The organism is Lysobacter sp. CFH 32150 (assembly GCF_022758295.1).
GTDB lineage: Bacteria > Pseudomonadota > Gammaproteobacteria > Xanthomonadales > Xanthomonadaceae > CFH-32150.
Genome location: NZ_JALDWJ010000011.1, coordinates 101,761 through 123,742, shown reverse-complemented (window position 1 = coordinate 123,742; position 21,982 = coordinate 101,761). Strand labels below are relative to the sequence as shown.

General features: G+C 65.0%; 25 protein-coding genes. 14 read left to right on the top strand and 11 right to left on the bottom strand.

All coding sequences use genetic code 11. The annotated features are described in order from the left end of the window. Positions 1-47 precede the first annotated feature (47 nt). The 3 genes from MO486_RS15600 (at position 48) to MO486_RS15590 (ending at position 1,885) form a co-directional block, all read left to right on the top strand. Positions 48-524, top strand: a complete 477-nt coding sequence (locus MO486_RS15600; RefSeq protein WP_242910018.1) for a DUF1579 family protein — start codon at positions 48-50, stop codon at positions 522-524. Positions 525-638: 114 nt separating this feature from the next. Next, positions 639-1,481 carry a peptidylprolyl isomerase gene (locus MO486_RS15595; protein ID WP_242910061.1) on the top strand — a complete coding sequence of 281 codons (843 nt, stop codon included), beginning with the start codon at positions 639-641 and terminating at the stop codon, positions 1,479-1,481. Between the two features lie 110 nt (positions 1,482-1,591). Beyond that, positions 1,592-1,885: a hypothetical protein gene (locus tag MO486_RS15590; RefSeq protein WP_242910016.1), complete on the top strand. Its 294-nt coding sequence runs from the start codon at positions 1,592-1,594 to the stop codon at positions 1,883-1,885. A 23-nt stretch (positions 1,886-1,908) separates the two neighbouring features. Here MO486_RS15590 and MO486_RS15585 read toward each other — a convergent pair whose 3' ends face one another. After that, positions 1,909-2,790: a DUF2785 domain-containing protein gene (locus MO486_RS15585; protein WP_242910014.1), complete on the bottom strand. Its 882-nt coding sequence runs from the start codon at positions 2,788-2,790 to the stop codon at positions 1,909-1,911. 1 nt (position 2,791) lies between these two features. Continuing rightward, positions 2,792-3,601: a DUF4349 domain-containing protein gene (locus MO486_RS15580; RefSeq protein WP_242910012.1), complete on the bottom strand. Its 810-nt coding sequence runs from the start codon at positions 3,599-3,601 to the stop codon at positions 2,792-2,794. Positions 3,602-3,659: 58 nt separating this feature from the next. Between MO486_RS15580 and MO486_RS15575 the strand changes: the two genes are divergently transcribed. From MO486_RS15575 to MO486_RS15560, 4 genes are all read left to right on the top strand, one after another. Beyond that, positions 3,660-5,978, top strand: a complete 2,319-nt coding sequence (locus MO486_RS15575; RefSeq protein ID WP_242910010.1) for an FdhF/YdeP family oxidoreductase — start codon at positions 3,660-3,662, stop codon at positions 5,976-5,978. Next, the gene (locus MO486_RS15570; protein ID WP_242910008.1) at positions 5,975-6,211 is read left to right on the top strand and encodes a helix-turn-helix domain-containing protein; all 237 of its coding nucleotides are present in this window, start codon (positions 5,975-5,977) and stop codon (positions 6,209-6,211) included. Before MO486_RS15575 ends, MO486_RS15570 begins: the two co-directional genes overlap by 4 nt. Further along, positions 6,196-6,993, top strand: a complete 798-nt coding sequence (fdhD, locus tag MO486_RS15565) for a formate dehydrogenase accessory sulfurtransferase FdhD (protein ID WP_242909996.1) — start codon at positions 6,196-6,198, stop codon at positions 6,991-6,993. The genes MO486_RS15570 and fdhD overlap by 16 nt, the downstream gene beginning before the upstream one ends. Before the next feature lie 67 nt (positions 6,994-7,060). Beyond that, positions 7,061-8,872, top strand: a complete 1,812-nt coding sequence (locus MO486_RS15560) for a DUF885 domain-containing protein (protein ID WP_242909994.1) — start codon at positions 7,061-7,063, stop codon at positions 8,870-8,872. Positions 8,873-8,931: 59 nt separating this feature from the next. Here MO486_RS15560 and MO486_RS15555 read toward each other — a convergent pair whose 3' ends face one another. Next, a complete protein-coding gene (locus tag MO486_RS15555) occupies positions 8,932-10,551 on the bottom strand; it encodes a serine hydrolase (RefSeq protein WP_242909992.1) in 1,620 nt (539 codons plus the stop codon). 119 nt (positions 10,552-10,670) lie between these two features. Between MO486_RS15555 and MO486_RS15550 the strand changes: the two genes are divergently transcribed. Further along, positions 10,671-11,087, top strand: a complete 417-nt coding sequence (locus tag MO486_RS15550) for a VOC family protein (protein WP_242909988.1) — start codon at positions 10,671-10,673, stop codon at positions 11,085-11,087. Then, on the top strand, positions 11,084-11,920 hold the full coding sequence (locus MO486_RS15545) for a DUF72 domain-containing protein (RefSeq protein ID WP_242909986.1): 837 nt from the start codon (positions 11,084-11,086) through the stop codon (positions 11,918-11,920). Before MO486_RS15550 ends, MO486_RS15545 begins: the two co-directional genes overlap by 4 nt. Before the next feature lie 38 nt (positions 11,921-11,958). On the opposite strand, the gene MO486_RS15540 is transcribed toward MO486_RS15545, so the two are convergent. From MO486_RS15540 to MO486_RS15525, 4 genes are all read right to left on the bottom strand, one after another. Then, a complete protein-coding gene (locus tag MO486_RS15540) occupies positions 11,959-12,216 on the bottom strand; it encodes a cyclase (RefSeq protein ID WP_242909984.1) in 258 nt (85 codons plus the stop codon). A gap of 5 nt (positions 12,217-12,221) precedes the next feature. Next, positions 12,222-13,121, bottom strand: a complete 900-nt coding sequence (locus MO486_RS15535; RefSeq protein ID WP_242909982.1) for a DMT family transporter — start codon at positions 13,119-13,121, stop codon at positions 12,222-12,224. Between the two features lie 64 nt (positions 13,122-13,185). Then, positions 13,186-14,043 (bottom strand): MBL fold metallo-hydrolase, encoded by an 858-nt coding sequence (locus MO486_RS15530; protein ID WP_242909974.1) that lies wholly within the window; start codon positions 14,041-14,043, stop codon positions 13,186-13,188. After that, positions 14,040-14,375: a cupin domain-containing protein gene (locus MO486_RS15525; protein ID WP_242909972.1), complete on the bottom strand. Its 336-nt coding sequence runs from the start codon at positions 14,373-14,375 to the stop codon at positions 14,040-14,042. Before MO486_RS15525 ends, MO486_RS15530 begins: the two co-directional genes overlap by 4 nt. Before the next feature lie 149 nt (positions 14,376-14,524). Here MO486_RS15525 and MO486_RS15520 point away from each other — a divergent pair, with 149 nt between their 5' ends. Beyond that, positions 14,525-15,409, top strand: coding sequence for a LysR substrate-binding domain-containing protein (locus MO486_RS15520; RefSeq protein WP_242909967.1), 885 nt, complete (start codon positions 14,525-14,527; stop codon positions 15,407-15,409). Here MO486_RS15520 and MO486_RS15515 read toward each other — a convergent pair. Together MO486_RS15515 and MO486_RS15510 are read right to left on the bottom strand one after the other, a co-directional pair. Continuing rightward, positions 15,406-15,795, bottom strand: coding sequence for a TfoX/Sxy family protein (locus tag MO486_RS15515; protein ID WP_242909965.1), 390 nt, complete (start codon positions 15,793-15,795; stop codon positions 15,406-15,408). The genes MO486_RS15520 and MO486_RS15515 overlap by 4 nt on opposite strands. Beyond that, positions 15,792-16,460, bottom strand: a complete 669-nt coding sequence (locus tag MO486_RS15510) for a Pr6Pr family membrane protein (RefSeq protein WP_242909962.1) — start codon at positions 16,458-16,460, stop codon at positions 15,792-15,794. Before MO486_RS15510 ends, MO486_RS15515 begins: the two co-directional genes overlap by 4 nt. Before the next feature lie 106 nt (positions 16,461-16,566). Between MO486_RS15510 and MO486_RS15505 the strand changes: the two genes are divergently transcribed. Genes MO486_RS15505 through MO486_RS15495 form a run of 3 tightly spaced genes read left to right on the top strand, consistent with a single transcriptional unit; the run spans position 16,567 to position 19,892 of the window. Continuing rightward, positions 16,567-17,529, top strand: coding sequence for a DMT family transporter (locus MO486_RS15505; RefSeq protein ID WP_242909960.1), 963 nt, complete (start codon positions 16,567-16,569; stop codon positions 17,527-17,529). A gap of 55 nt (positions 17,530-17,584) precedes the next feature. Then, positions 17,585-19,165 (top strand): AAA family ATPase, encoded by a 1,581-nt coding sequence (locus tag MO486_RS15500; RefSeq protein ID WP_242909958.1) that lies wholly within the window; start codon positions 17,585-17,587, stop codon positions 19,163-19,165. Positions 19,166-19,169: 4 nt separating this feature from the next. Further along, complete coding sequence (locus MO486_RS15495; RefSeq protein ID WP_242909957.1) at positions 19,170-19,892, top strand: general secretion pathway protein GspB; 723 nt, start codon at positions 19,170-19,172, stop codon at positions 19,890-19,892. A 7-nt stretch (positions 19,893-19,899) separates the two neighbouring features. Here the strand turns inward: MO486_RS15495 and MO486_RS15490 are convergent, their stop codons facing one another. Beyond that, a complete protein-coding gene (locus MO486_RS15490) occupies positions 19,900-20,241 on the bottom strand; it encodes a cupin domain-containing protein (protein WP_242909955.1) in 342 nt (113 codons plus the stop codon). 112 nt (positions 20,242-20,353) lie between these two features. Between MO486_RS15490 and MO486_RS15485 the strand changes: the two genes are divergently transcribed. Next, complete coding sequence (locus MO486_RS15485) at positions 20,354-20,749, top strand: DoxX family protein (RefSeq protein WP_242909952.1); 396 nt, start codon at positions 20,354-20,356, stop codon at positions 20,747-20,749. Between the two features lie 61 nt (positions 20,750-20,810). On the opposite strand, the gene MO486_RS15480 is transcribed toward MO486_RS15485, so the two are convergent. Continuing rightward, complete coding sequence (locus MO486_RS15480) at positions 20,811-21,809, bottom strand: fatty acid desaturase (RefSeq protein ID WP_242909950.1); 999 nt, start codon at positions 21,807-21,809, stop codon at positions 20,811-20,813. Between the last annotated feature and the right edge of the window lie 173 nt (positions 21,810-21,982).

Genomic DNA, 21,982 nt, shown 5'->3' with positions numbered 1-21,982 from the left:
GATCGGTCTGGGATACGCTGCGCCGACGCTTTCAGCGGAGCGCCCCCATGAAGGACCTGCCCCAACCCGGCCCTGCACACGAACGCCTGCACCGATTCGTCGGCCGCTGGTCCGGCACCGAACACATGGCACCCACGCAGTGGGGCCCCGGCGGCACGGCGACCGGACGCACCTCGTGCCGGCGCGCCCTCGGCGGCCTCGCGCTGATCCAGGAATACGAGCAGGAGAAAGACGGCCAGATCGTGTTCCGCGGCCACGGCGTGATGCTCATCGAACCCGACACACAGGACGTGCTGTGGTGGTGGTTCGACAGCATGGGCATGCCCCCGAGCCCCGCACGCGGCCACTGGAACGACGACGTGCTCGTGTTCGAGAACACCACGCCAATGGGCGATGCGCGCTACACCTACGCTCTCGCCGGCGACGGCTACCGTTTCACCATCGAAAACAGATTCCCCGGGCAAACCGACTTCGCCGAGTTCATGCACGGCGACTACATCCGCGATCAAAGCATGCGCGAATAAAGCATCCGCGAATACAAGGAGATCCGATCCATGCGTCTGAGATTGACCGCCACCCTGCTCGCCTTCGCCACCACCGTCGCCTTCGCCGCAGACGCACCCCAAAAGGTGAAGTCGATGCAGGAGATCATCGATGCCGCCCCCGCGACCGACTGGCGCACGCTGGATCCGGCCAACACGCTGTACATGCAGCTGGCGACGGGCCGCGTAGTGATAGAACTGGCGCCGGACTTCGCGCCTGAACACATCGCCAACATCAGGACGCTGGCGAAGGAAGGCTACTGGAACGATCTGGCGATCATCCGTTCGCAGGACAACTACGTCGTGCAATGGGGCGATCCCAACAGCGACGATGCCGCGAAGAAAAAACCACTGGGCACCGCCAAGCCGAAACTGCCGGTCGAATTCGAGCGCAAGGCCAAGGGCGTGCCGTTCGTGCGCCTGCCCGATCGCGACGGATGGGCGCCGGAAGTCGGTTTCTCCGGCGGCTTTCCTGCCGCACGCGATCCCAAGGCCAACAAGGCCTGGCTGGCGCACTGCTATGGCATGGTCGGCGCCGGTCGCGACGTCGCGGCCGACAGCAGCGACGGCAGTTCGCTCTACGTCGTGACCGGGCAATCGCCGCGCATGCTCGACCGCAACATCACCCTGGTCGGCCGCGTCGTGCAAGGCATCGAGTTGTTGTCGATCCTGCCGCGCGGCACCGCCGCACTCGGCTTCTACGAGAAGCCCGAGCAACACGTGCCGATCAAGGCCATCACCCTCGCCAGCGAAGTGCCCGAGGCTGAACGCGCGCAGCTGCAACTGCTGCGTACCGACAGCCAGACCTTCACGACGCTGGTCGAATCGCGCCGCAATCGCCGCGACGAGTGGTACAAGCGCCCCTCCGGTCACATCGACCTGTGCAATGTGCCGCTGCCGGTGCGCGCGGCGCCGTCGGCAACAAAACCTGCGGGCTAGGGCCTATCAGCACATATGGAGCAGGTTCCATATGCGTTAACAGGCCCTAATCATCACGTTGCATTAGCTTCGCGCTGCCTAGCCTGTCGGCATCTCCTGGAGGTGCCGACATGCCCATGTTGCGACTGCGCCTGACCGGCAGCGACGACGATGCCCGCGCGATCATCAATCTACTGCAGAGCCTGGACGGCATCGAACACGTCGAGGAAGTAGCCGACCTGATGCCGCACATGGATGACGTCGATTCCAGTTCGGCCGGCCTCAGCGATATCGGCGGTCCGGACGTGCACGAGCTGGAAATCGACGCGCCGAACGAATCCACCGCGCGCAAGGTGCGCGAGGCGGTGGAAGCGCTGGCCTTCGATCTCGACGCGCTGGTCGAGTTCGAGGAAGAGGAAGACTAGCGTCTGTTAACGCGCTCCGATCTTTACCAGATCGTCTTCAACGCCGCGACGATGGCGGGCTTGAGCGCGCGGATTTGCGCGTCCTCGCTCTGATCGGCTTCCAGGTACAGGGAAGTGAGGAACGCCAGCAGATCGTGCCGCCGCGCCAGCCACACCGCATCCTTGTACGTCAGCTTCGTATCTCCGCGTGTTGGCGTCATTGCGGACAACCACGCCTGCCATTCGGCTTCCGAATACACGCCGCGCTTGGCGATGTAGAGCACCGGTCGTGCCAGCCGGCCGGGTTCGCCAAACACATACGCATGCGCTGGCTCCGGCACCACCTGCGTCGCGATCGCCGCGAGGATGCGGTCGAACTGCGCGCGTTCGAGCGCGGGATTGAGCGTCAGCTGCATCAGCCAATCGGCGCCATGGGCAACGCCGTGGCGCCAACCTTCCTCCTCGTCGTAGCCACGGTAATCGCGCACCGATTCCAGGTAACGCGCTGCAGCGTCGACCATCTCCGCGCGCTCGCCAGGCTCCATCCATGGCTCGACGCGGTCGGTGCGTGCCACTTCCGACAACACCAGCGCAGCGAATGGTCGACGGAAACCAGCCGGATCTTCTTCGCCCAGCATCGCCTGCAGGCGATCGCGCAACACGCGCAAGCCTTCCGGACTCAATTCCTTGGCTCGCATCCAATGCGTCAACGCCTCATAGGCGAGGCCGTCGCGCAGCTCCGGATCAGGATCACCGAGGCAATCGACCAAACCCTCGGCCAACGTCTGCCGCGCCGGTGGATCTGGCAACGTGAATTTCAGGGCCTTGAGCGCCTGCAACGATTCCCGGCTCTGCCCTTCGGGCGGACATCCGGCGAATGCAGGCGTGGCACCGATCAAAACCAACAGCAACCAGATGCGGCACATGTCATGACTCCTTGCGCGAGCGACGAACACGACGGATCACAAGCACGGCTGCCAGCAGCACCATTGCAAGCGGTAGCAGTACCGCTGCAGCGCGAATCATCCAGGCGATGGCGGAGGTGAAGATGCCACCGAAATCACGGAAGGCCTGACCGATCTCGCTACGCCCGGTTTGACCACCAGGCGGATGCAAACGGATCGTCAACAACTGCGTATCGATCCGGCGCCGATGCTGTGCGGCTTCGCGTTCGGCAACTTCCAGCGTGGCCTCGGTCTCGGCGAGCTGTTTCGAAAGACTGATCATGTCGGCGACGCGGAGGTCGCGGCGTTGCTGGAATTCGCTCAGGCGCTCGTGTTCCTTCCGCAGACGTTGCTGCAACATGTTGTTGTCGGCAACCACTACGGCCAAATCCTCGGCCGTAGTCCGACGGCTCCCGACTTCACCTTCGGTACCGGCTGCCTTGATCAGGGGTTCGATTGCGGCAGGCACCGCGCGCAGCTTCAGTTCCGCCGACGGGAATTCGCCACCCTGCGTCTCCACGCCCAACACCACGCATGCACCGAACTTGCCGCCGTTGCAGGCCTGTTGGACTTCCGCCGTACGTGCGGCGATCTTGTCTTCGGCCAGCAGGATCTCGACCGTATGCTCGTAGGCGAGCATCGCCGCCATTCCGTTCTTGCCCGGCGGCTTGGAGAGGTTTGCCAAGGGCAACTCGAGCGCGTCGCCCGCCGACTCGTGCTGCTTGCTGCACCCCACCACGCCGATCGCCAACGCGATGGCCAGCAAGGCCACCATCCGACTCTGCATCGCCATCCCCTGGGTCCTTAGGCTGGCCGCACTATGCCATCACGCGGACTATCATTCACAGGCAATGACGGACGACCGCAAAATCGGACATTACGACGGCCCCGCTGGTGGCTGGGATGCGCTGAAGAGTTCCTGGCACGCCCTGCGCGAGCAGCACGTCGTACTGAAGGGCAGCAACACCTTGCTGCGCGCCAACCAGGACCGTGGCTTCGACTGTCCCGGTTGCGCCTGGCCGGACCGAAACGCGCACTCGACCTTCGAGTTCTGCGAGAACGGGGTCAAGGCGGTCGCCAACGAAGCGACATCGAAACGCGTCACCCGCGAGTTCTTCGCCGAGCATTCGGTGACCTGGCTCAGCGAACAGGACGGTCAGTTCCTCGAAGCGCAGGGCCGGCTGACCGAACCGATGGCGTACGACCCCGACAGCGACCGCTACGTGCCGATCGCATGGGACGACGCGTTCGCGAAAATCGCCGCCGCGCTTAACGTCCTGACTTCTCCCGACGAAGCGATCTTCTACACCTCCGGCCGCACTTCGAACGAAGCCGCATTCCTCTACCAGCTGTTCGTGCGCGAGTACGGCACCAACAACCTGCCCGACTGCTCGAACATGTGCCACGAGCCTTCCGGCGTGGCGATGATCGAGCAGATCGGCAGTGGCAAGGGCTCGGTGCTGCTCGATGATTTCGAGCATGCCGAGGCGATCTTCGTATTCGGCCAGAACCCCGGCACCAACCATCCGCGCATGCTCGGCGAACTGCGCAACGCGGCCAAGCGCGGGTGCCGCATCGTCGCGTTCAATCCGTTGCGCGAGCGTGGATTGGAACGCTTCGCCGACCCGAAATCGCCAGCGGACATGCTCGGCGACGGCGTACGCCTGGCTTCGCACTACTTCCAGCCGCGCATCGGCGGCGATCTCGCCGTGCTGACCGGCATCGCCAAGGTCGTGGTCGAACACGACGCCGTCGACCGCAGCTTCGTCGAAACGCATACCAGCGGCTACGACGCTTTCGCCGACAGCGTGCGTGCGGCCAGCTGGGATGCGATCGAACGCGAATCCGGACTCGGCCGCGCGCAGATCGAACAGGCCGCGCAGGTCTACATCGACAGCGACGCGACGATCTTCTGCTGGGGCATGGGCATCACCCAGCACCATCGCAGCGTCGCCACCATCCAGATGCTGGTGAACGTGCTGCTGCTGCGCGGCAACATCGGCAAGCCCGGCGCCGGCCCATGCCCGGTGCGCGGGCATTCCAATGTGCAGGGCGACCGCACGATGGGGATCTACGAGAAGCCGTCCGACGACTTCCTCGACAAGCTCGGCGCTGCATTCGATTTCACGCCACCGCGCGAGCACGGCTTCGACACCATCGATGCCATCGAGGCGATGCGCGACGGCCGCGGCAAGGTGTTCTTCGCCATGGGCGGCAACTTCGCCGCCGCGACGCCGGACACTGATCTCACCGTACGCGCCCTGCGCAATTGCGCGCTGACCGTGCACGTCAGCACAAAACTCAATCGCTCGCACCTCGTGCACGGGCGCGATGCACTGATCCTACCCTGTCTCGGTCGCACCGAGATCGACCTGCAGGCTGGCGGCCCGCAGGCGGTGACGGTCGAGGATTCGATGAGCATGGTGCACTTGTCGGTCGGGATGAATCCGCCGGCATCGGAGCATCTGTTGTCGGAACCTGCGATCGTGGCGCGACTGGCGGCTGCGACTTTGTCGCACAGCCGCACGCCGTGGCTGCACCTGGTCGCGCAGTACGACCGTATCCGCGACAAGATCGCGGAAGTGGTCGATGGCTTCGAAAACTTCAATGTGAATGTACGCGCCGCGGGCGGCTTCCACCTGCATCATCCGAACCGTGAGCGGGTCTTCCCGACTGCGGATGGCCGCGCGCAGCTCTACGTGCACCCATTAGCGCTTGCTCCTGTAGGAGCGGCTTTAGCCGCGAGCTCTTCGCCATTAGACGAAACCACCGAAAGCTCGCGGCTAAAGCCGCTCCTACAGTTGATGACCGTGCGCTCGCACGACCAATACAACACCACCGTGTACGGCCTCAACGACCGTTATCGCGGCGTCCACGGTTATCGCCGTGTCTGCCTGATTTCGCGTAGCGATCTCGACCGCCTCGGCTTCGCCCCCGGCAACCATGTCGACATCATTTCGGTCTGGGACGACGGCAACGGTGCTATCCAAGAGCGCACGGCCCGCGATTTCCTGCTGGTCGAATACGACATCCCGCCGGGCTGCCTCGCCAGCTACTTCCCGGAAACCAATGCACTCGTTCCGCTCGGCAGTCATGCCGAGCGCGCGCGTACACCGGCGTCGAAGTCGATCCCGGTGAAGCTGCGCAAAGCCGAAACACGGTCGGCATGAGCGACGACGTCGCGCTCGCCCTGCTGCGCCTGCTTGCCGTCGAGGACGGGCAGTCGAGTGCACGCGTCGCCAAACGCCTGGGCATCGGCCAGAGCGAATTGCAGCGACTGCTGACTGCGCTCGGCGAAGACCCGCGCTACGACGGCCTTGCCCTGGTCGAACAGCGCCGTGATGGCGAACGCACTCTGCTGTGGCTGAGCGAACGTGGACGTGCATTGTGTCGAACCGCATGACGACGGATGGCCTGCATGAGGTCGATGCGCTGCGCATCGCCGGCGATGCGCGGACGCCGCATGCCGACCGCGTGGTCGAGGAAACGCCGGTCGCGCTGCTGTACAACGGGAGTCCGTTCGCGGTGATGATGGCGACGCCGACCGATCTCGACGACTTTGCGCTCGGTTTCGCCTTGAGCGAAGGCGTGATTGCCGCGCCAGATGAATTCCATCTCGTCGACATTGTCTATAGCGACGACGGCGTTGCCCTGCATGCCGCGATCCCACAGGCGCGTTTCGATGCGCTCGATGCGCGCAGCCGCAACCTCGCCGGGCGCAGCGGCTGCGGTTTGTGTGGAACGGAATCCCTGCAGGCTGCGATCCGTCCGCTCGCGCCAGTGCAATCGTCGACACGTTTCCCGGCCGCCACGATCCGCGAAGGCCTGCGACTGCTGGCCGAACGACAGCCGTTGAACGCGGCCAGCGGCGGCGTGCATGCCGCAGGTTATGTGCATGCCGATGGCATCGTCGTGCGCGAGGACGTCGGTCGCCACAACGCACTGGACAAGGTCATCGGCGCAATCACGAAGCAGACGCTGGGCGATGGCTTCTTTGCCATCACTTCGCGCGCGTCCTACGAAATCGTGCACAAGGCCGCCACCGTCGGGGTCGGTACGGTGGTCGCGATCTCCGCACCCACCGCGCTCGCCATCCGCCTCGCCAATGCCGCCGGCGTCACCCTCGTCGCCTTCGCCCGTGGCGACAGCATGAATGTCTACACCCACGCCGGGCGCGTGGTGTGAACCTGCGGCCCATGCGCTGAAGCGCCTGCCAGCCTATGCTTGGGTTTTCACCCCGCGAGACTGGACCATGCGCCATACCCTGCTAGCCGTCGCCGTGCTCACCGCCGCCCTCGCCGCCTGCAAGGGCGAGGCACCGACTTCGCCTGCGACCGACCAGACCGCCAACGCGACTGCCGCAACCGCCGAGACCGATGCGAAGTTCGCCGACCTGTCCAAGCGCTGGCTCGATGGCTGGCTGCAGCTGAATCCGGTGTCGGCGACGCAGATCGGCGACCACCGCTACGACAGCGAAATCGAAGACCTCAGCGCTGCAGGCCGGCAGAAGTCCCTGGATTTCAGCAAGAAACTGCTGGCCGAACTGGATGCGCTCGATGTCGCCAAGCTGTCGCGCGAGAACCAGGTCGATGCCGCGATCCTGCGCAACCAGTTGCGCTCGGAGATCTGGAATATCGAAACGCTGCAAGGCTGGGCCTGGGACCCGCAGGGTTACAACAGCCTGGCCGGTGGTGCCATCTACAACCTGATGGCGCGCGAATTCGCGCCGATGCCGCAGCGGCTGAAGTCGGCGACCGTGCGCATGGAGAAGATTCCGACGATCTTCACGCAGATGCGCGAGAACCTGGATCTGGCGCGTGTGCCGAAGATCCATGCCGAGACTGTGGCCAAGCAGAACGCCGGTGTGCTGAGCCTGATCGACACCTTCATCACCCCGAACGCCGACCAGTTGCAAGGCGATGACCGCAAGCGTCTCGATGCCGCGGTCGAAGGCCTGCGCAAGGCCGTCGCCGAGCAACAGGCCTGGCTCGACAAGACGCTGGTGCCGAGTGCAAAGGGCGAGTTTCGCATCGGCCAGACCCTGTACGACGAGAAGCTGCAGTTCTCGCTGATGTCGTCGCTGTCGCGCGCGGAGATCAAGCAGCGCGCCGAAGCCGAACTCAAGCGCGTCCGCGGAGAGATGTACGCCATCGCGCAGACCGTGCTCAAGGACAAGCCAGGTGCGCCTGAGATGCCGGCGACGCCGAGCGACGAACAGCAGCAGAAGGCGATCGAAGCGGCACTGGAACTCGCGTACGCCGACCGTCCGGCGCGCGACAAGGTCGTCGACGTCGCCAAGCAGACGCTGGCCGAGGCCACGACGTTCGCCCGCGCCAAGGACCTGGTCACCGTGCCGGACGATCCGGTCAAGATCATCCTGATGCCGGAGTTCCAGCGCGGCGTGTCGGTCGCGTATTGCGACTCGCCCGGCCCGCTCGACAAGGGGCTCGACACTTACTACGCGATCTCCCCGATCCCGGATGAGTGGTCGAAGGAGCAGGTCGATTCGTTCCTGCGCGAATACAACACGCGGATGATCCACCTGCTGTCGATCCATGAGGCGATGCCGGGCCATTACCTCGAAGGCGTGCATTCGGCGAAGCATCCTTCGACCCTGCGTGCCGTGCTGCGCTCGGGATTGTTCGCCGAAGGCTGGGCGGTCTACACCGAGGACGTGATGGCGGACGCGGGCTACCTCGACAACGATCCGCTGTTCCGCCTCGTGCAGCTGAAGTTCTACCTGCGCGCGATCTCCAACGCGATCCTCGACCAGGGCGTGCACGTCGACAACTGGACGCGCGAGCAGGCGATGGAACTGATGACGAAGGTGGCGTTCCAGCAGGAACGTGAAGCCGCCGGCAAGTGGGTGCGCGTACAGCTGACGTCGGCGCAACTGCCGACGTATTTCGTCGGCGCGCAGGAACAGTTCGACCTGCGCAAGGCGATGGAGGCGAAGGAAGGCGCCAACTTCAACGCCAAGCGCTACCACGACCGGGTGTTGTCCTACGGTGCGCCGCCGGTGCGCTTCGTGCGCGCACTGATGCTGGACGAAGCGATCCAGTAAACGACCCGAGGATCGCCGCGGCGCATGGCCGCGGCGATCGGATCGAGATCAGGCGAGGATCATTTCGCCGTACCGGCCTTCACCGGCGCCAGCTTCAGGTCGTGGAAATCGAAACTGAAATCGGTCAGCGGCGAGATCGCCTCCATCCGCGCCTCGCGGACCGCGCCATCCGGAGTCAGCGCGAACGACACGAAGGCATCGGCATTGAGCCAGCGCTCCCGCCAGCGCACGATGAACACGTCGTGCTGCCAGTGCTCGAGTTCGCCAACCAGCTCTGCGGTGTGGCTGAAACGCATCACCAGCTTGCCGCCTTCCTGCTTGATCGTGATGTCGCCGTACCACGGATCGCGATAGGTGCCGGCGTACTGCGCGAGCGGCAACGACGGCTGCGAATCCGCAGTGCGTGCCTTGACGTGCTTCTGCCAACTGTCATCGGCCTTGCTTTGCGCTTTCGCCACTGCCGCCGCGTAGGCAGCCGTCCAATCGGTCTTCGGCGCATCGAGGAAGGCGTCGAGGGCACGCATCGTCACGGCATTGAATGCCGCACCGACTTCCTGGCTCGTCAGTACGATCACGCCGAGCTTGTACTCCGGCACCAGGGTCAGCCGCGAGACCATGCCCGGCCAGCCACCGGTGTGCCAGACCAGCTTGCGGCCGCGGTAATCGGACAACTGCCAGCCTTCGCCATAACCAAGGAAATTTGGCTTCGCCGGCACCAACTCCGGTACTGACGGTTCGCTGATCGTCATCGGCGTTACCACCGACCACATCGCCTGTTGCCGCTTGGCGCTGAACAAGCGTTGCTCCTTGCCGTGCCTGTCGGTGTACGTGCCGCCGGCGAGTTGCATGCGCATCCACTGCGTCATGTCGTGCGCGCTGGAGTAGATGCCACCGGCGCCGGAGACGTTGTTCCATGACATCCTGGGTGCAGGCTGCAGGTCCTTGAAATCGGCCTTGGCGTGGCCGGTGGCGACGTTGTCGCCGGGCTTCAATGCATCGCTGTTGAAGCGGGTCGTATCCATGCCCAGCGGCGAAAAGATCCGCGTCCGCAGGAATTGTTCATAAGTCTGGCCACTGGCTTTCTCGATCACCAGCTGCGCCACGCCGTAGAGGATGTTGTCGTACGCGTACTGGCTGCGGAAATTGCCCGTGAGCGGCACGTCGCGCAGGCGCCGCGCGACCTCCGCGGTGCTGTAGTCGGTGCCCGGCCAGAACAGCAGGTCGCCGGCGCCGAGCCCGAGACCGCTGCGATGCACCAGCAGGTCGCGGATGCGCATCTCATGGGTAACGTATGCATCGGCCATGCGGAACCACGGCAGATGATCGATCACGCGATCGTCGAGGCTGAGCTTGCCTTCATCCGCCAGCATCGACAGCGATGCCGACGTGAACGCCTTGGTGTTGGAGGCGATGGCGAACAGGGTATGGGCATCGACCGGCGCCGGCTTGCCGATCTCGCGCACGCCGTAGCCGCGCTCGAGCACGATCTGTCCATCCTTGACGATCGCCACGGCGATCCCGGGCACGTCGAACTGCTTGCGTACGCCTTCGACATAGGCATCGAAGTCGGCGAGTTGCGCCGGCGTTGCGACGGGCGCATCTGCCTCGGCTTCGATTGGGGAAGCGAAGCAGCAGCTCGCGACAGCAGCGAGCAGGATCGACGGCAACAATCTGGACATGGGTGCCCCCTTGGAGTTCGGCGCAGTATCGCGGGGGCCGTCGCGCAGGTCGATGGCCGATGGTCATGCCCACGCGATGCGCCAAGGTGTAGGCTCGGCGTCCCCCACGGAGCACGGCCATGCCCGCAAGCAACGCCACCATCATCCCCTGCCTGCGCTACCGCGAGGCACATGTCGCCATCGACTGGCTATGCGATGCCTTCGGTTTCGTGCGCCATGCGGTCTACGCCGAAGCCGACATCGTCCACCATGCGCAGCTCACCTACGGCAGCGGGATGATCATGCTGGGCTCGGCGGATGCCATCAGTGAGTGGGGCAAGCACATCGTGCAGCCCGACGAGATCGGCGGCCGCGAAACACAATCCTGCTGCGTGATCGTTGCCGACGTCGATGCGCATTACGCACGGGCCAAGGCTGCGGGAGCCGAGATCACCATCGACATCGCCGACCAGGATTACGGTGGCCGTGGCTATGCGTGCCGCGACCTCAAAGGCCACCTGTGGTGGTTCGGCAGCTACGATCCGTGGCAGCCATGAGCGACCTCTTCGCCAACCCGCCGTCAGCGATCGACGGCATCCGCGTCGGCATAGGCGGCTGGACGTATGCGCCGTGGCGCAAGAATTTCTATCCGGCTGGGCTGGTGCAGCGGCGCGAACTGGAATACGCCAGCCGCCACGTCAGTGCCATCGAGATCAACGGCACGTACTACGGCGCGCAGAAGCCAGCAACTTACGCAAAATGGCGCGACGAGGCCCCGGACGGGTTCATGTTCTCGGCCAAGGCGCCGATGCGGATCATGCAGGCGCGCGTGCTCGCGAAGGTAGGCGGCCAGGTCGATGACTTCCTCGGCGGGATCGTCGAGCTCGGCGACAAACTCGGCCCGATCGTGTGGCAGTTCGACAAAGGCCAGCGCATCGACCACGACGATTTCACCGCCTTCGTCGGGCTATTGCCAGGCGAGATCGACGGCCGCCGCCTGCGCCACGTCCTCGATGTGCGCGATCCCGGCTTCATCGATGCCGACTACCTCGCCCTCGCCCGTCGCCACGGCATGGCGACGGTGTTCACCGACTCGGATGAATATCCGTCCTTCGCGGATGTCACCGCCGATTTCGTCTACACGCGCCTGATGCGTTCGCGCAGCGAGGTCGCCACGGGCTATCCCGATGCCGAACTGCAGCGCTGGGCCGAACGTGCGCAGCAATGGGCTGGCGGTGATGAGCCGGCGGACCTGCCACGGATCGAAACCGGCAAGCCCGCGGCGAAGGTGAAACGCGATGTGTTCGTGTACTTCATCAGCGCCGCCAAGGAACGCAATCCGGCCGCGGCCATGGCGTTATTGAACAAGCTGACTGACTGGCCAAAGTGAAGATACGGGCTGCCGTGATCCCTGCATGACACAAGCGATCATGATCGCTTGTGCTTTTCAGCGATGATCCTTTTGCGAAGAATCCGCACGCGCTCGACCATCAGCAGGCGCAGGTCGGCGACGATGTAGTCCGCCAGCGCGTCATCGGCGATGTCGTCCCCTTCGATGTCGAGGCGAAAGTCCTGGCCTTGCAGCCCGCCGCCGTTGCTGAACTCGATTTCGAAATCGAACACCGCGCGTCTTTCGACCAGCGCGCTCTCGACCGGTGTGCCCTCAACCAGTGTGCTCTCGACCATGGCAGTCACTTCGCTGCGCGCTGGCTGATCGCCACGCTGCCGAGGATCAACGCACCGGCGACACCCATGGTCAGCGTCACCGGCTCATCGAGCAGCAACCAGGCCCAGGCCACGCCGAACAGCGGGATCAGGTAGGTCACGGTCGACGCGCGGCTGGCGCCGATGCGCGCGATCAGGCGGTAGTACATGACGAACGCCACGCCGGTGCAGAGCACCCCGAGCGTTACTGCGGACAACCATGACTTCATTGGAATCGCTGTCGAAGGCCAGCTTGCTAGTGCGAATGGCAGCGTCAGCAACGACGCCATACCGAGCGTGGCGGATGCGACCGCCGCCGGCGGCAACCCGGTCAGATGCCGGCGCACCAGGTTGATGCCAATGCCGTATAGGAACGACGCGGTGGCGCCCGCCACCACCGCCCAGCCGATGCTGAAGCCGGCGATCTTGCCGCTGGCCAGCACCACCACGCCGGCGAAGCCTACGAACAACGCAATGGCGCGCCTGCTGCCGATCTTCTCGCCGAAGAACAGGAAGCCGACCAATGCGGTGAACAACACGGTCATCGCGTTCGCGATCGCACCGATGCCCGCCGGCGCACGTTGTGCGGCCCAGGCGAACAACATGAACGGCAATGCCGAGTTGATCGCACCGATCAACGCCAGCTTCGGCCACAACTTCAACGGGAACGACGCCCGCGAGTGCCACAGGAACGGCAGCAGCACCAGCGATCCCAGTGCGAGGCGCACCTCGACCAGTGGGATCGCGCCGAAATCATTGGCGGCGACGCGCATGAACAAGAACGAGGCGCCCCAGATCGCACCAAGCAGCCCGAGTTCGAGCGGGGTCAACCAGGCGTTATCGCGCGAGGCGGGTAACGGTAAAGCAATGGATTCGGTGGAGGACATTGGATTATTCGATCTCATTGGGGGATTTTTGAACACGGGCTGGGCCCTGCTCTCAGGAGCAGGCTCAGGTCCGCGGTTTCCAGGTCAACCAATCGCCGGGGCGGACGATTTCGATGTCTTGTGTGCGCTTGCGCGCCGCGGCCAGCAAATCCGCTTCCGGGTGCGGCATCTCGCTGTAGCCTTCCGCGCCGGTGACGCCGTAATGGATCGGCACGATCAGCCGCGCACCCATAACCTGCGCAGCGGCGACCGCCTGCTCCGGCGTCAGCACTGCCGGCACATCACTGACGGGTTTGCGCCACGCGAAGCGCGCGCCATTGATCGGCAGGAACGCCGCATCGAACGGCCCGAACTGGCGACCGATATGCCACCAGGCGCCGTGCCACAACGTATCGCCGCAGTGGATGATCCGCCGCCCGCCAGCCGTGACGATCCATGACACCTGCGGATCGCCGTAACCATCGGAAGCAGGGACGGCGGTCGCGGTGAAATCGTTGAGCAGCACCGGTTCGTACAGCGATGCGGTGCGGACCTTGAACCCGGCGGCCGCGACTGCGGCGGCGTTGTCGGGCGTGCAGACCACGATGCCGGTGTCGCCGACGATGCGGCGCGCCGCGAGTGGATCGAAATGGTCGGGATGCCGGTGGGTGATCAGCACATAGCGTGCACCATCGGTGACATCGACGGGTATGAAGCTGTCCTTGAGCGCCGTTCCCCATACATCGGGATTGATGAGCGGGTCGAGGAACAGGTTGTCCTTGCCGAGCTGCAGCCGCACGCCGGCCCAGGCGAGGCGCTGCGCACGCAGGGTCGGCGCAGCCAGTGCTTCTGCCGCGCGGGCGACACTCGGTGTGGCAAGCAGCGATCCCGCCGCGAGCGACGCGGCAGCGACGAGAAAGTCGCGACGGTGCAGAGACGTCATGGCGCCCTCACGCCGACCGTTTCCGCAACCGGGTTGATTCCGATCAGACGCACGCCGGTTTCGGTGCGCGGCTGATGGCTGCTATCCAGAGCGAACGAGACATAGGTACCGGCGCGGTAGCGTGCTTCACCTTCGATCACTTCGCCGGCAAGCACGTAATACGCCTCGCCGCGGTCGTGATGGTCGACGTGCGGCCATTGGCTGCCGGGCTCCATGTCGACAATCCAGATCCGTACGCCGGGTTGGCCGGGAAGATCGCGACGCGTGCAGCCAGGGCCGATTTCGACCACGTGCAGCTGGTCGATCGATACCGCCTCATGCGCATCGCTCATTGACGCAAATTCCGCTTGGTCCACGCGCTGTCTCCATCCTGCCGGGGCACGCAACAATCTGGCTGCTGCCTGGGCCATTGTCCTGACACATGCACATCCCACAAGCGCATACTTTCCCAGTCAGACACAAACCATATTTGAGGCTCAACATGGCCCTGCGTTCCGACTGGCTGCCGGCGTTGGCGGCGTTCGAATCCGCCGCCCGCCACCAGAATTTCGCCCACGCCGCGGAGGAACTGAACCTCACCGCCAGCGCCGTGAGCCACCACGTGCGCAAACTGGAATCGCGCCTCGGCGTGGTGTTGTTCCAGCGCCACGCACGCGGGGTTGCGTTGACCGTGGAAGGCCGACAGCTGGCCGATGCTGCCGGCGATGCGCTCACCGACCTTGACGGAGTCCTGCGAGGCCTGCGCGCTGCCCGCGACGAGCATCACAGCGTGCGCGTCACCACCCTGCACTCATTCGCCTATGCCTGGCTGACGCCGCGGCTGCCGCACTTCCAGGCGGCGCATCCGAAGATCCGGCTCCGGTTCGATACGGAGATCGCGCTGACGCGGTTCGACGACGGCGGCCCGGATCTCGGCATCCGCCACGGCCCCGGCCACTGGCCTGGACTGACCGCGCATCACCTGATGAAGGAAGTGATGTTTCCGGTTGCCGCACCGAATTATCCCGGGCTCGACCGCATTCGCGAAGCCGCCGACATCGCTCGCCTGCCGCTGATCTCTGATCTCTCGCGTCAGGGCTGGCACGACTGGTTCCGCACCGCGGGCGTGCACGGCGCCAAGCTCGATGATCGCTACAGCTTCACCGATCACACCGACGCGCTCAACGCGACCGCATGCGGGCTCGGCGCGGCGCTCGCGCGCGAACGCATCGCCGCGCCGTATCTCGCCAGCGGCCGCCTGGTGCGGTTGCCAGGTCCGGAACTCGAAGGGCGTTGGGACTATTACGTGGTGTATCCCTCGCACAAGCGCCTGCGCCCGGCAGCGCAGGCGTTCGTCGATTGGCTGTTGGCGCAGCCGCAGGATTAGGGTTTGCGCTTGCCCGCGCGTGCGCGCGGCTTACGCTTCGGCGGAGACGCCGCCTTGCGTAACGCGGCTTCATACGCCAGTTGCGCCCACGGTCGCATCGCCTGTGCCGAATCCATCGCTTCGTCCGGCACCGACCAGTAGCTGAGCGTGATCGGTTCCCGCTGCTTGGTGTAAACGAATGGCGCACTGCCGGCAGCCTCGAACCGCGCCTGCGTCTGCGCGTCGACCTTGAGGTACAACGCATCGTCGAGCACCAGCGCGAAGAACACGCCGTCGCTGCCGTCGATGGACACGTACAGGCCATGGCCGCCGAACATACGTCGCACAGTCACCGCCCCGAAGTCGGCAAGCAATTCTTGCAGATAGGCGATGAAATCCCCGCTCATGCGGCAGCGTTGCCAACGCGGGATCGCCCCAGCACACGATCCAACAGAACCAGTAACGCGCTTACCGCCACCATCAGCAGCAGCACACCAACCGAATTCAGCAACACCACGACCAGCCCGAGCCGGTCGACGTCGATGAACGGATACGGATACTCGTGTACCACTGCGCCGCGCGCCAAGCTCCAGAGCAGGTAGCCCAGCGGAAACTGCAGCCAAAGCGGCAATACACCCCAACCCAACCGGCCATGCGGCAGGCAGGTAACCCACCAGGCCAGATACAGCACGGGTGTGGCGTAGTGCAGCCCACTATCGGCCCACCACTGCGCGCCCTGCGGCTGCCACAGGTGGCGCAGGATCAGGAAATAAACCGCGCCGGTCACCGCGATGTACACCGCGACGCCGCCACGCACGCCAGGGCGCGCGAACCACCGCACCCAGCGTCCGTCCGTTCCGAAGGCCGCACTGCCGGCCACGCAAGTCACCAGGATGTTGCTGAGGATGGTGAAGTAACTGAAGAACCTCACCGTCGCGAACGCCGGCCCGATCGTGTCGAGCGTGAGACCGATGAGCAGGATGTACTGCAGTACCAGTGCAGAGAACGAAACGGCCGCTACGAGCATTGCGAACCGCGTGCTGCCCGATCCCATCCTCGTCGCTTCGGTCATGTCCGGGCCCCGTAGTCACCGACCTAAGCTTTGCATACCCGACCACCGCGCGCATGGCCGGCCATCGAGCGTCGAGAGGCAGCTGTTGAAAGGCGATAATGCCCGCATGGCGATGACCGACACCCGCAAGGCCTTCCTGCAGATTCATTTCTGCGTGCTGTTGTGGGGTTTCACCGCCATCCTCGGCAAGCTGATCTCGTTGCCGGCGCTGCCACTGACTTGGTGGCGGATGCTGATCGTGGTCGTATTGCTCGCGCTGATGCCGCGCGTGTGGCGCGGGCTGCGCGCGATGCCACCGCGACTGATGCTGTCCTACGCCGGCATTGGCGCCCTGGTGGCGCTGCACTGGCTCACCTTCTACGGCGCGATCAAGTTGTCGAACGCATCGGTGGCCGCGACCTGCATGGCGCTGGGCACGGTGTTCATCGCCCTGATCGAACCATGGCTGGCGCACACGCGTTTCTCCAAACGCGAACTCGCCCTGGGACTGCTGGTGTTGCCGGGCGTGGTGCTGGTCGTCGGCGGCGTGCCGCAGGGCATGCGGCTCGGCATTGCGGTGGGGGCGGTGTCGGCGCTCCTGGTGGCGATCTTCGGCTCGCTCAACAAGCGCCTGGTCGAACACGGCGATCCGCTGGCCGTGACCGCGCTGGAACTCGGCGCCGGTGCGCTCACGCTGACCGTGCTCGCGCCGTTGCTGCCGCTGTTGCCCGTGTTGTCGGATAGCGGCGCCTTCGCCGGCGATTTGCTGGTACCACCCAACCTGCGCGACACCCTGCTGCTGCTCGCGCTCGCCGTGGCTTGCACGCTGCTGCCGTTCACCCTGTCGCTGTTCGCGCTGCGGCACATGAGCGCATTCGCGCAGCAGCTCGCCCTCAATCTCGAACCCGTGTACGCGATCGTGCTGGCGATCCTGCTGCTGGGCGAACAGCGTGAACTGACGCCGCAGTTCTACCTCGGCGTGGCGATCATCCTCGCCGCGGTGTTCATCCATCCGTTGCTGGGCAAGCCGCAGCGGATGCGGCACCCGGAGGTGCTGGGGACGGCCGAAGCCAAGGGTGCGGCCGAGTAGCGTCGGAATTCCCGTTTCATGTCAGGCTAAGCACCCCATCGCCACCGGGACGCGCATGTACCTCGAGCACTACGGTCTGAAGGAGCCGCCGTTCTCGATCACGCCCGATCCGCGCTTCGTGTTCCTCAGCGAGCGCCACCGGGATGCGCTCGCGCACCTGCTGTTCGGTATTGGCCAGGGTGGTGGTGGCGGCTTCGTGCAGCTCACCGGCGAAGTCGGCACTGGAAAGACCACGCTGTGCCGGCTGCTGCTGGAGCAACTACCGGAGAACACCCGTGTCGCCCTGGTGTTGAACCCGCGGCTGACCTCGATCGAACTGCTGGAAACGATCGGCGAGGAATTGCACCTCGACCTCACCGGCAAACGGGGTAGCGTCAAGGCGCTGGTCGATGCGCTCAACAGCTATCTGCTCGACGCCTACGCGAAGGGTCTGCGCGTGGTGCTGATCATCGACGAGGCACAGAACCTCTCGCTCGACGCGCTGGAGCAGGTTCGGTTGCTGACCAACCTCGAAACCGACACGCAGAAACTGCTGCAGATCATCTTGCTCGGCCAGCCGGAACTGCGCGACATGCTCGCGCGTCCCGACATGCGCCAGCTTTCGCAGCGCATCACCGCACGCTTCCACCTGACGCCGTTGGATGCCAACGAAACCGCGGCGTACCTGCGCCACCGCTATCGCGTCGCGGGTGGCCAGCACCTGCCGTTCACGCCCGGCGCAATCAAGCGCATCCATGTGCATTCCGGCGGCGTGCCACGGTTGATCAACGTCATCGCCGAACGTGCGCTGCTCGGCGGTTATGCCCGCGACGACGCCATGGTCGACGAATTCACGGTCAACCAGGCCGCGCAGGAAGCTTTGGCGCCCACGGCGCGGCGCTTCCCGCCAAAACGCCTGGCGATCGCTGCCGCTGTCGGCGCGGCATTGGTGCTCGCTGCATTGTGGTGGCGACCGCAATCGCCGCCTGCTGCGGCGAAAGCCTCGACAACGGCCACCAAACCGGCCGCGGCCAAGCCTGTGCCGAAAGTCGACACACCGCATTTGCATGGGGCGGAATTTGCACAACGCGTGTCGACGGCGGATGCGGCATCGCTCCCCGCATGGCGGCAGTTGCTGACACTGTGGAAGTTGCCTGCCGAAGGTCCCGCGGCTGCCACCGCGGCAGCATGCACGCCCAGCATCTCGCCGGGCGTGTATTGCCTGCACGGCCGCGCGCGCCTCGACAAGCTGGCGAGCCTCGGGCGGCCGGTGCTGCTGCACCTCGCCAACGAAGACAACGATGCCTGGGCACTGCTGCTGGGCGCGGATGCAGTCGACGTGCGCTTGTGGCTGGACGGCACGCGCTTCGATACCGATCGAATCTCGCTGGAACAAATGTGGGCCGGCGAATATGCCGCTTTGTGGCGCGGCCCTGACGGCCTGGTCGCGCCGCTATCCATCGATGCCACGGACGCCTCAGGCGAATGGCTGCGCACGCGCCTCGGCATTACTGAAGCGAATGTCGCCACGCTCGAGGACGTGCGCCAGTTCCAGGCTGTGCGCGGACTCCTCAGCGATGGGGTGGTCGGTCCGGAAACCATGCTTGCGCTTTCGGCCAGCGACGAGGGCCCGCGCTTGCAGCGGGTGCTGGAGTAAACCGATGTCGCTGATCCTGGAAGCCCTGCGCAAATCCGAGGCCGAGCGCCGCCGCGGCCAGTCGCCCGACTTGTACGCGGAACTGCCGCCGGTCGCGCGCATGCAACGCCAGCCCATGCCGATCTGGCTGTGGCTGGTGATCGGCGTGGCCGCATTCGCCATGGTCCTGTGGCTGTTGTACAGCCTGCGACCGCCACTGGCGCCCGCTGCCATCGGAACTACAGCCAGTGATGTCGCGGCTGGTGATATTGGCCATACCGCTGCGTCGAATGCAGATGCGCCACGGGTCAATCCATCCACGGCCTACACACCACCGGTTCGCACCGTCCAGCCCACGCGCAACCCCACACCGGACGTCGCCACGCCGCCATCGCCCGTGGTTGCGCCCCCGCCAGCGCCTGCCGCCACGCCGGATGCTGCTGCGATCGCGCCGCCGCCCACCGCCGCGCCTGAACCGCTGCCGGCACCGCCGCCGCCCGCACCCGTCGCGAGCAACGACGACCTGCTGCAGCTCGCCGACCTCTCCGCCGAAGAACGCAAGCAACTGCCGCCGCTGAAGCTGAGCATGCACATGTGGAATGACGCGCCGGCGCAGCGCTTCGTCATCATTGACGGTCACCGCCTGGCCGAAGGCGACCGCATCGGCAACATGGTGCTCGAAGCGATCAGGACCGACGGCGTGGTGCTGGACTGGAACGGAAGGCGCTTCAAACTGCCGATACGCTGACGCGACGTCAGTCGCGACCGGGACCGATGGCATTGCCGTCCTGGTCGAACGCGGGCGGGTAGTAGAAATTCAGCGTCTTCAGCAGCGTGCGCCCGTTGTTGCGTACTTCGTGCCGTTCGCCCTTTTCGATCACCAGCAAGGTGCCGGCCTTCAGCGGTACACGCCGGTCTTCGACGATAGCGACGCCACGGCCCGACAACACGTACAGCCACTGGTCCGCACCCCGGTGGCGATTGCACTCATCGCCCTCGCTGTCGCCAGGTGCAATCACCATTTCCGCCGCCTGAGCCTTGCGCACATCGAAGGCGACGCGGAAGCCTTCGATGAACTTCAATGTCTTGCTGCGCATGGCCGACTCCTGTGGGCGGCGTCACAGCCTGCCTCGAGCAGCGTCAAGACGGCATGCACGAGGTGCGGCCCTGCACTATCCTCCACCGGGGCCACAACCACAGGGGAACGCAATGAACCAGAACACCCAGAACGATCTCGGAAAGTTGATCCTGCGCCTGACGCTCGGCGTACTGATCCTGCTGCACGGCGTCGCCAAGCTGAAAGGTGGAACCGCTGGCATCGTCGGCATGGTCGAAGCGCAGGGCCTACCCGGCTTTCTCGGCTACGCCGTACTGATTGGTGAGGTGCTAGCACCGCTGATGCTGATCGCCGGCTTCTACGCGCGCCTCGGCGCTGCGCTGATCGCCATCAACATGCTGGCCGCGATCGCATTGGTGCACATGGGCCAACTCGGCCAACTCAACGACCAGGGCGGCTGGGCGTTGGAACTGCAGGGCATGTTCCTCGCCAGCGCGCTGGCGCTCGCGCTTTTGGGACCGGGTCGCTACAGCGTCAACGGCCGCTGACCGCGCCACAAACAAAAACGCCGCGGTCAGGCCGCGGCGTTTTTTTATGGGTGCAGGAAAATCAGGCTGTAGCGCGCTTCGGGAATCCGACCATCCGCTGCTGCTGCTCGTCCCACAGCTTCAAGCTCGCGCACTTCAGGCTGGACCACAACGTCAGGCGGGGAGCGGCCTGGAGCAGCGGGCTGGATTCGTAGGCCTCGCGCAGGCGGTAGTTGGGAATACGGCTGGCCAGGTGGTGGATGTGGTGGTAACCGATGTTGCCGGTGAACCAGTGGATCACGCGCGGCAGGTCGTAGTAGGAACTGCCGGCGATCGCTGCCTGGTTCGAATCCCACTCGGTCTTGCGCGTCCAGTACGCGGTCTCGAAGGTGTGCTGCACATAGAACAGCCACACGCCGACGGCGCCGGCGATCAGCACGACCGGCAGGTGCACCAGCAGCACCGTATGCCAGCCGATCGCGAACGCCAGCGCGCCGCCGGCGATCAGCAGCATCAGGTTGTTGAGCAGCACGCTCGCCCATTCCTTCTTCCAGGTGAACGGCAAGTCGAACGGGAAGCGATGCTTGATCACGAACTGGTACAGCGGGCCGATGCCGAGCAGCACCGGCGTGCTGCGGTACAGGCGATAACCCAGGCGACCGAGCCACGACTTGGCCTGGTATTCGGCGACGGTCAGCGTCTCGATGTCGCCCATCTCGCGGCGATCGAGGTTGCCCGAAGTGCCGTGGTGGATCGCGTGGGTCTTCTTCCAGTAGCCGTACGGGAACAGCGTGACCAGGCCGAGGCAGCGGCCGACGGTGTCGTTCAAGCGCGAATCGGCGAAGTACGAGCCGTGTCCGCAGTCGTGCTGGATGATGAAGATGCGTACGTACAGGCCCGCGGTCGGCAATGCCAGCAGCAGGGTCCAGCCGAAGTTCCAGTCAGCGACCACGCTCCACGCCATCAATGCCCACAACGCGACGAACGGCACCAAGGTGTTGATGAGTTGCCACACGGCGCGGCCGAGGTGCGGTTTGGTGAACTGCGCGCACAGTTGGCGCAAGTTGGTGACTGGACTCAAGGCGATCTCCCCACAGGAACCTGCATTGTCGGGGTCGCATCACGTCAGGGCAATGACGTGCGTGGGCGTATGGGGGCGTCTCGTTCATGTGAATGCGCCGCGTCATGAGGTGACGTGTGCGAAGCGTGACGGCGATCTGGTCGCTGCTGGGGCAAACCTCCGGCACATTGCGG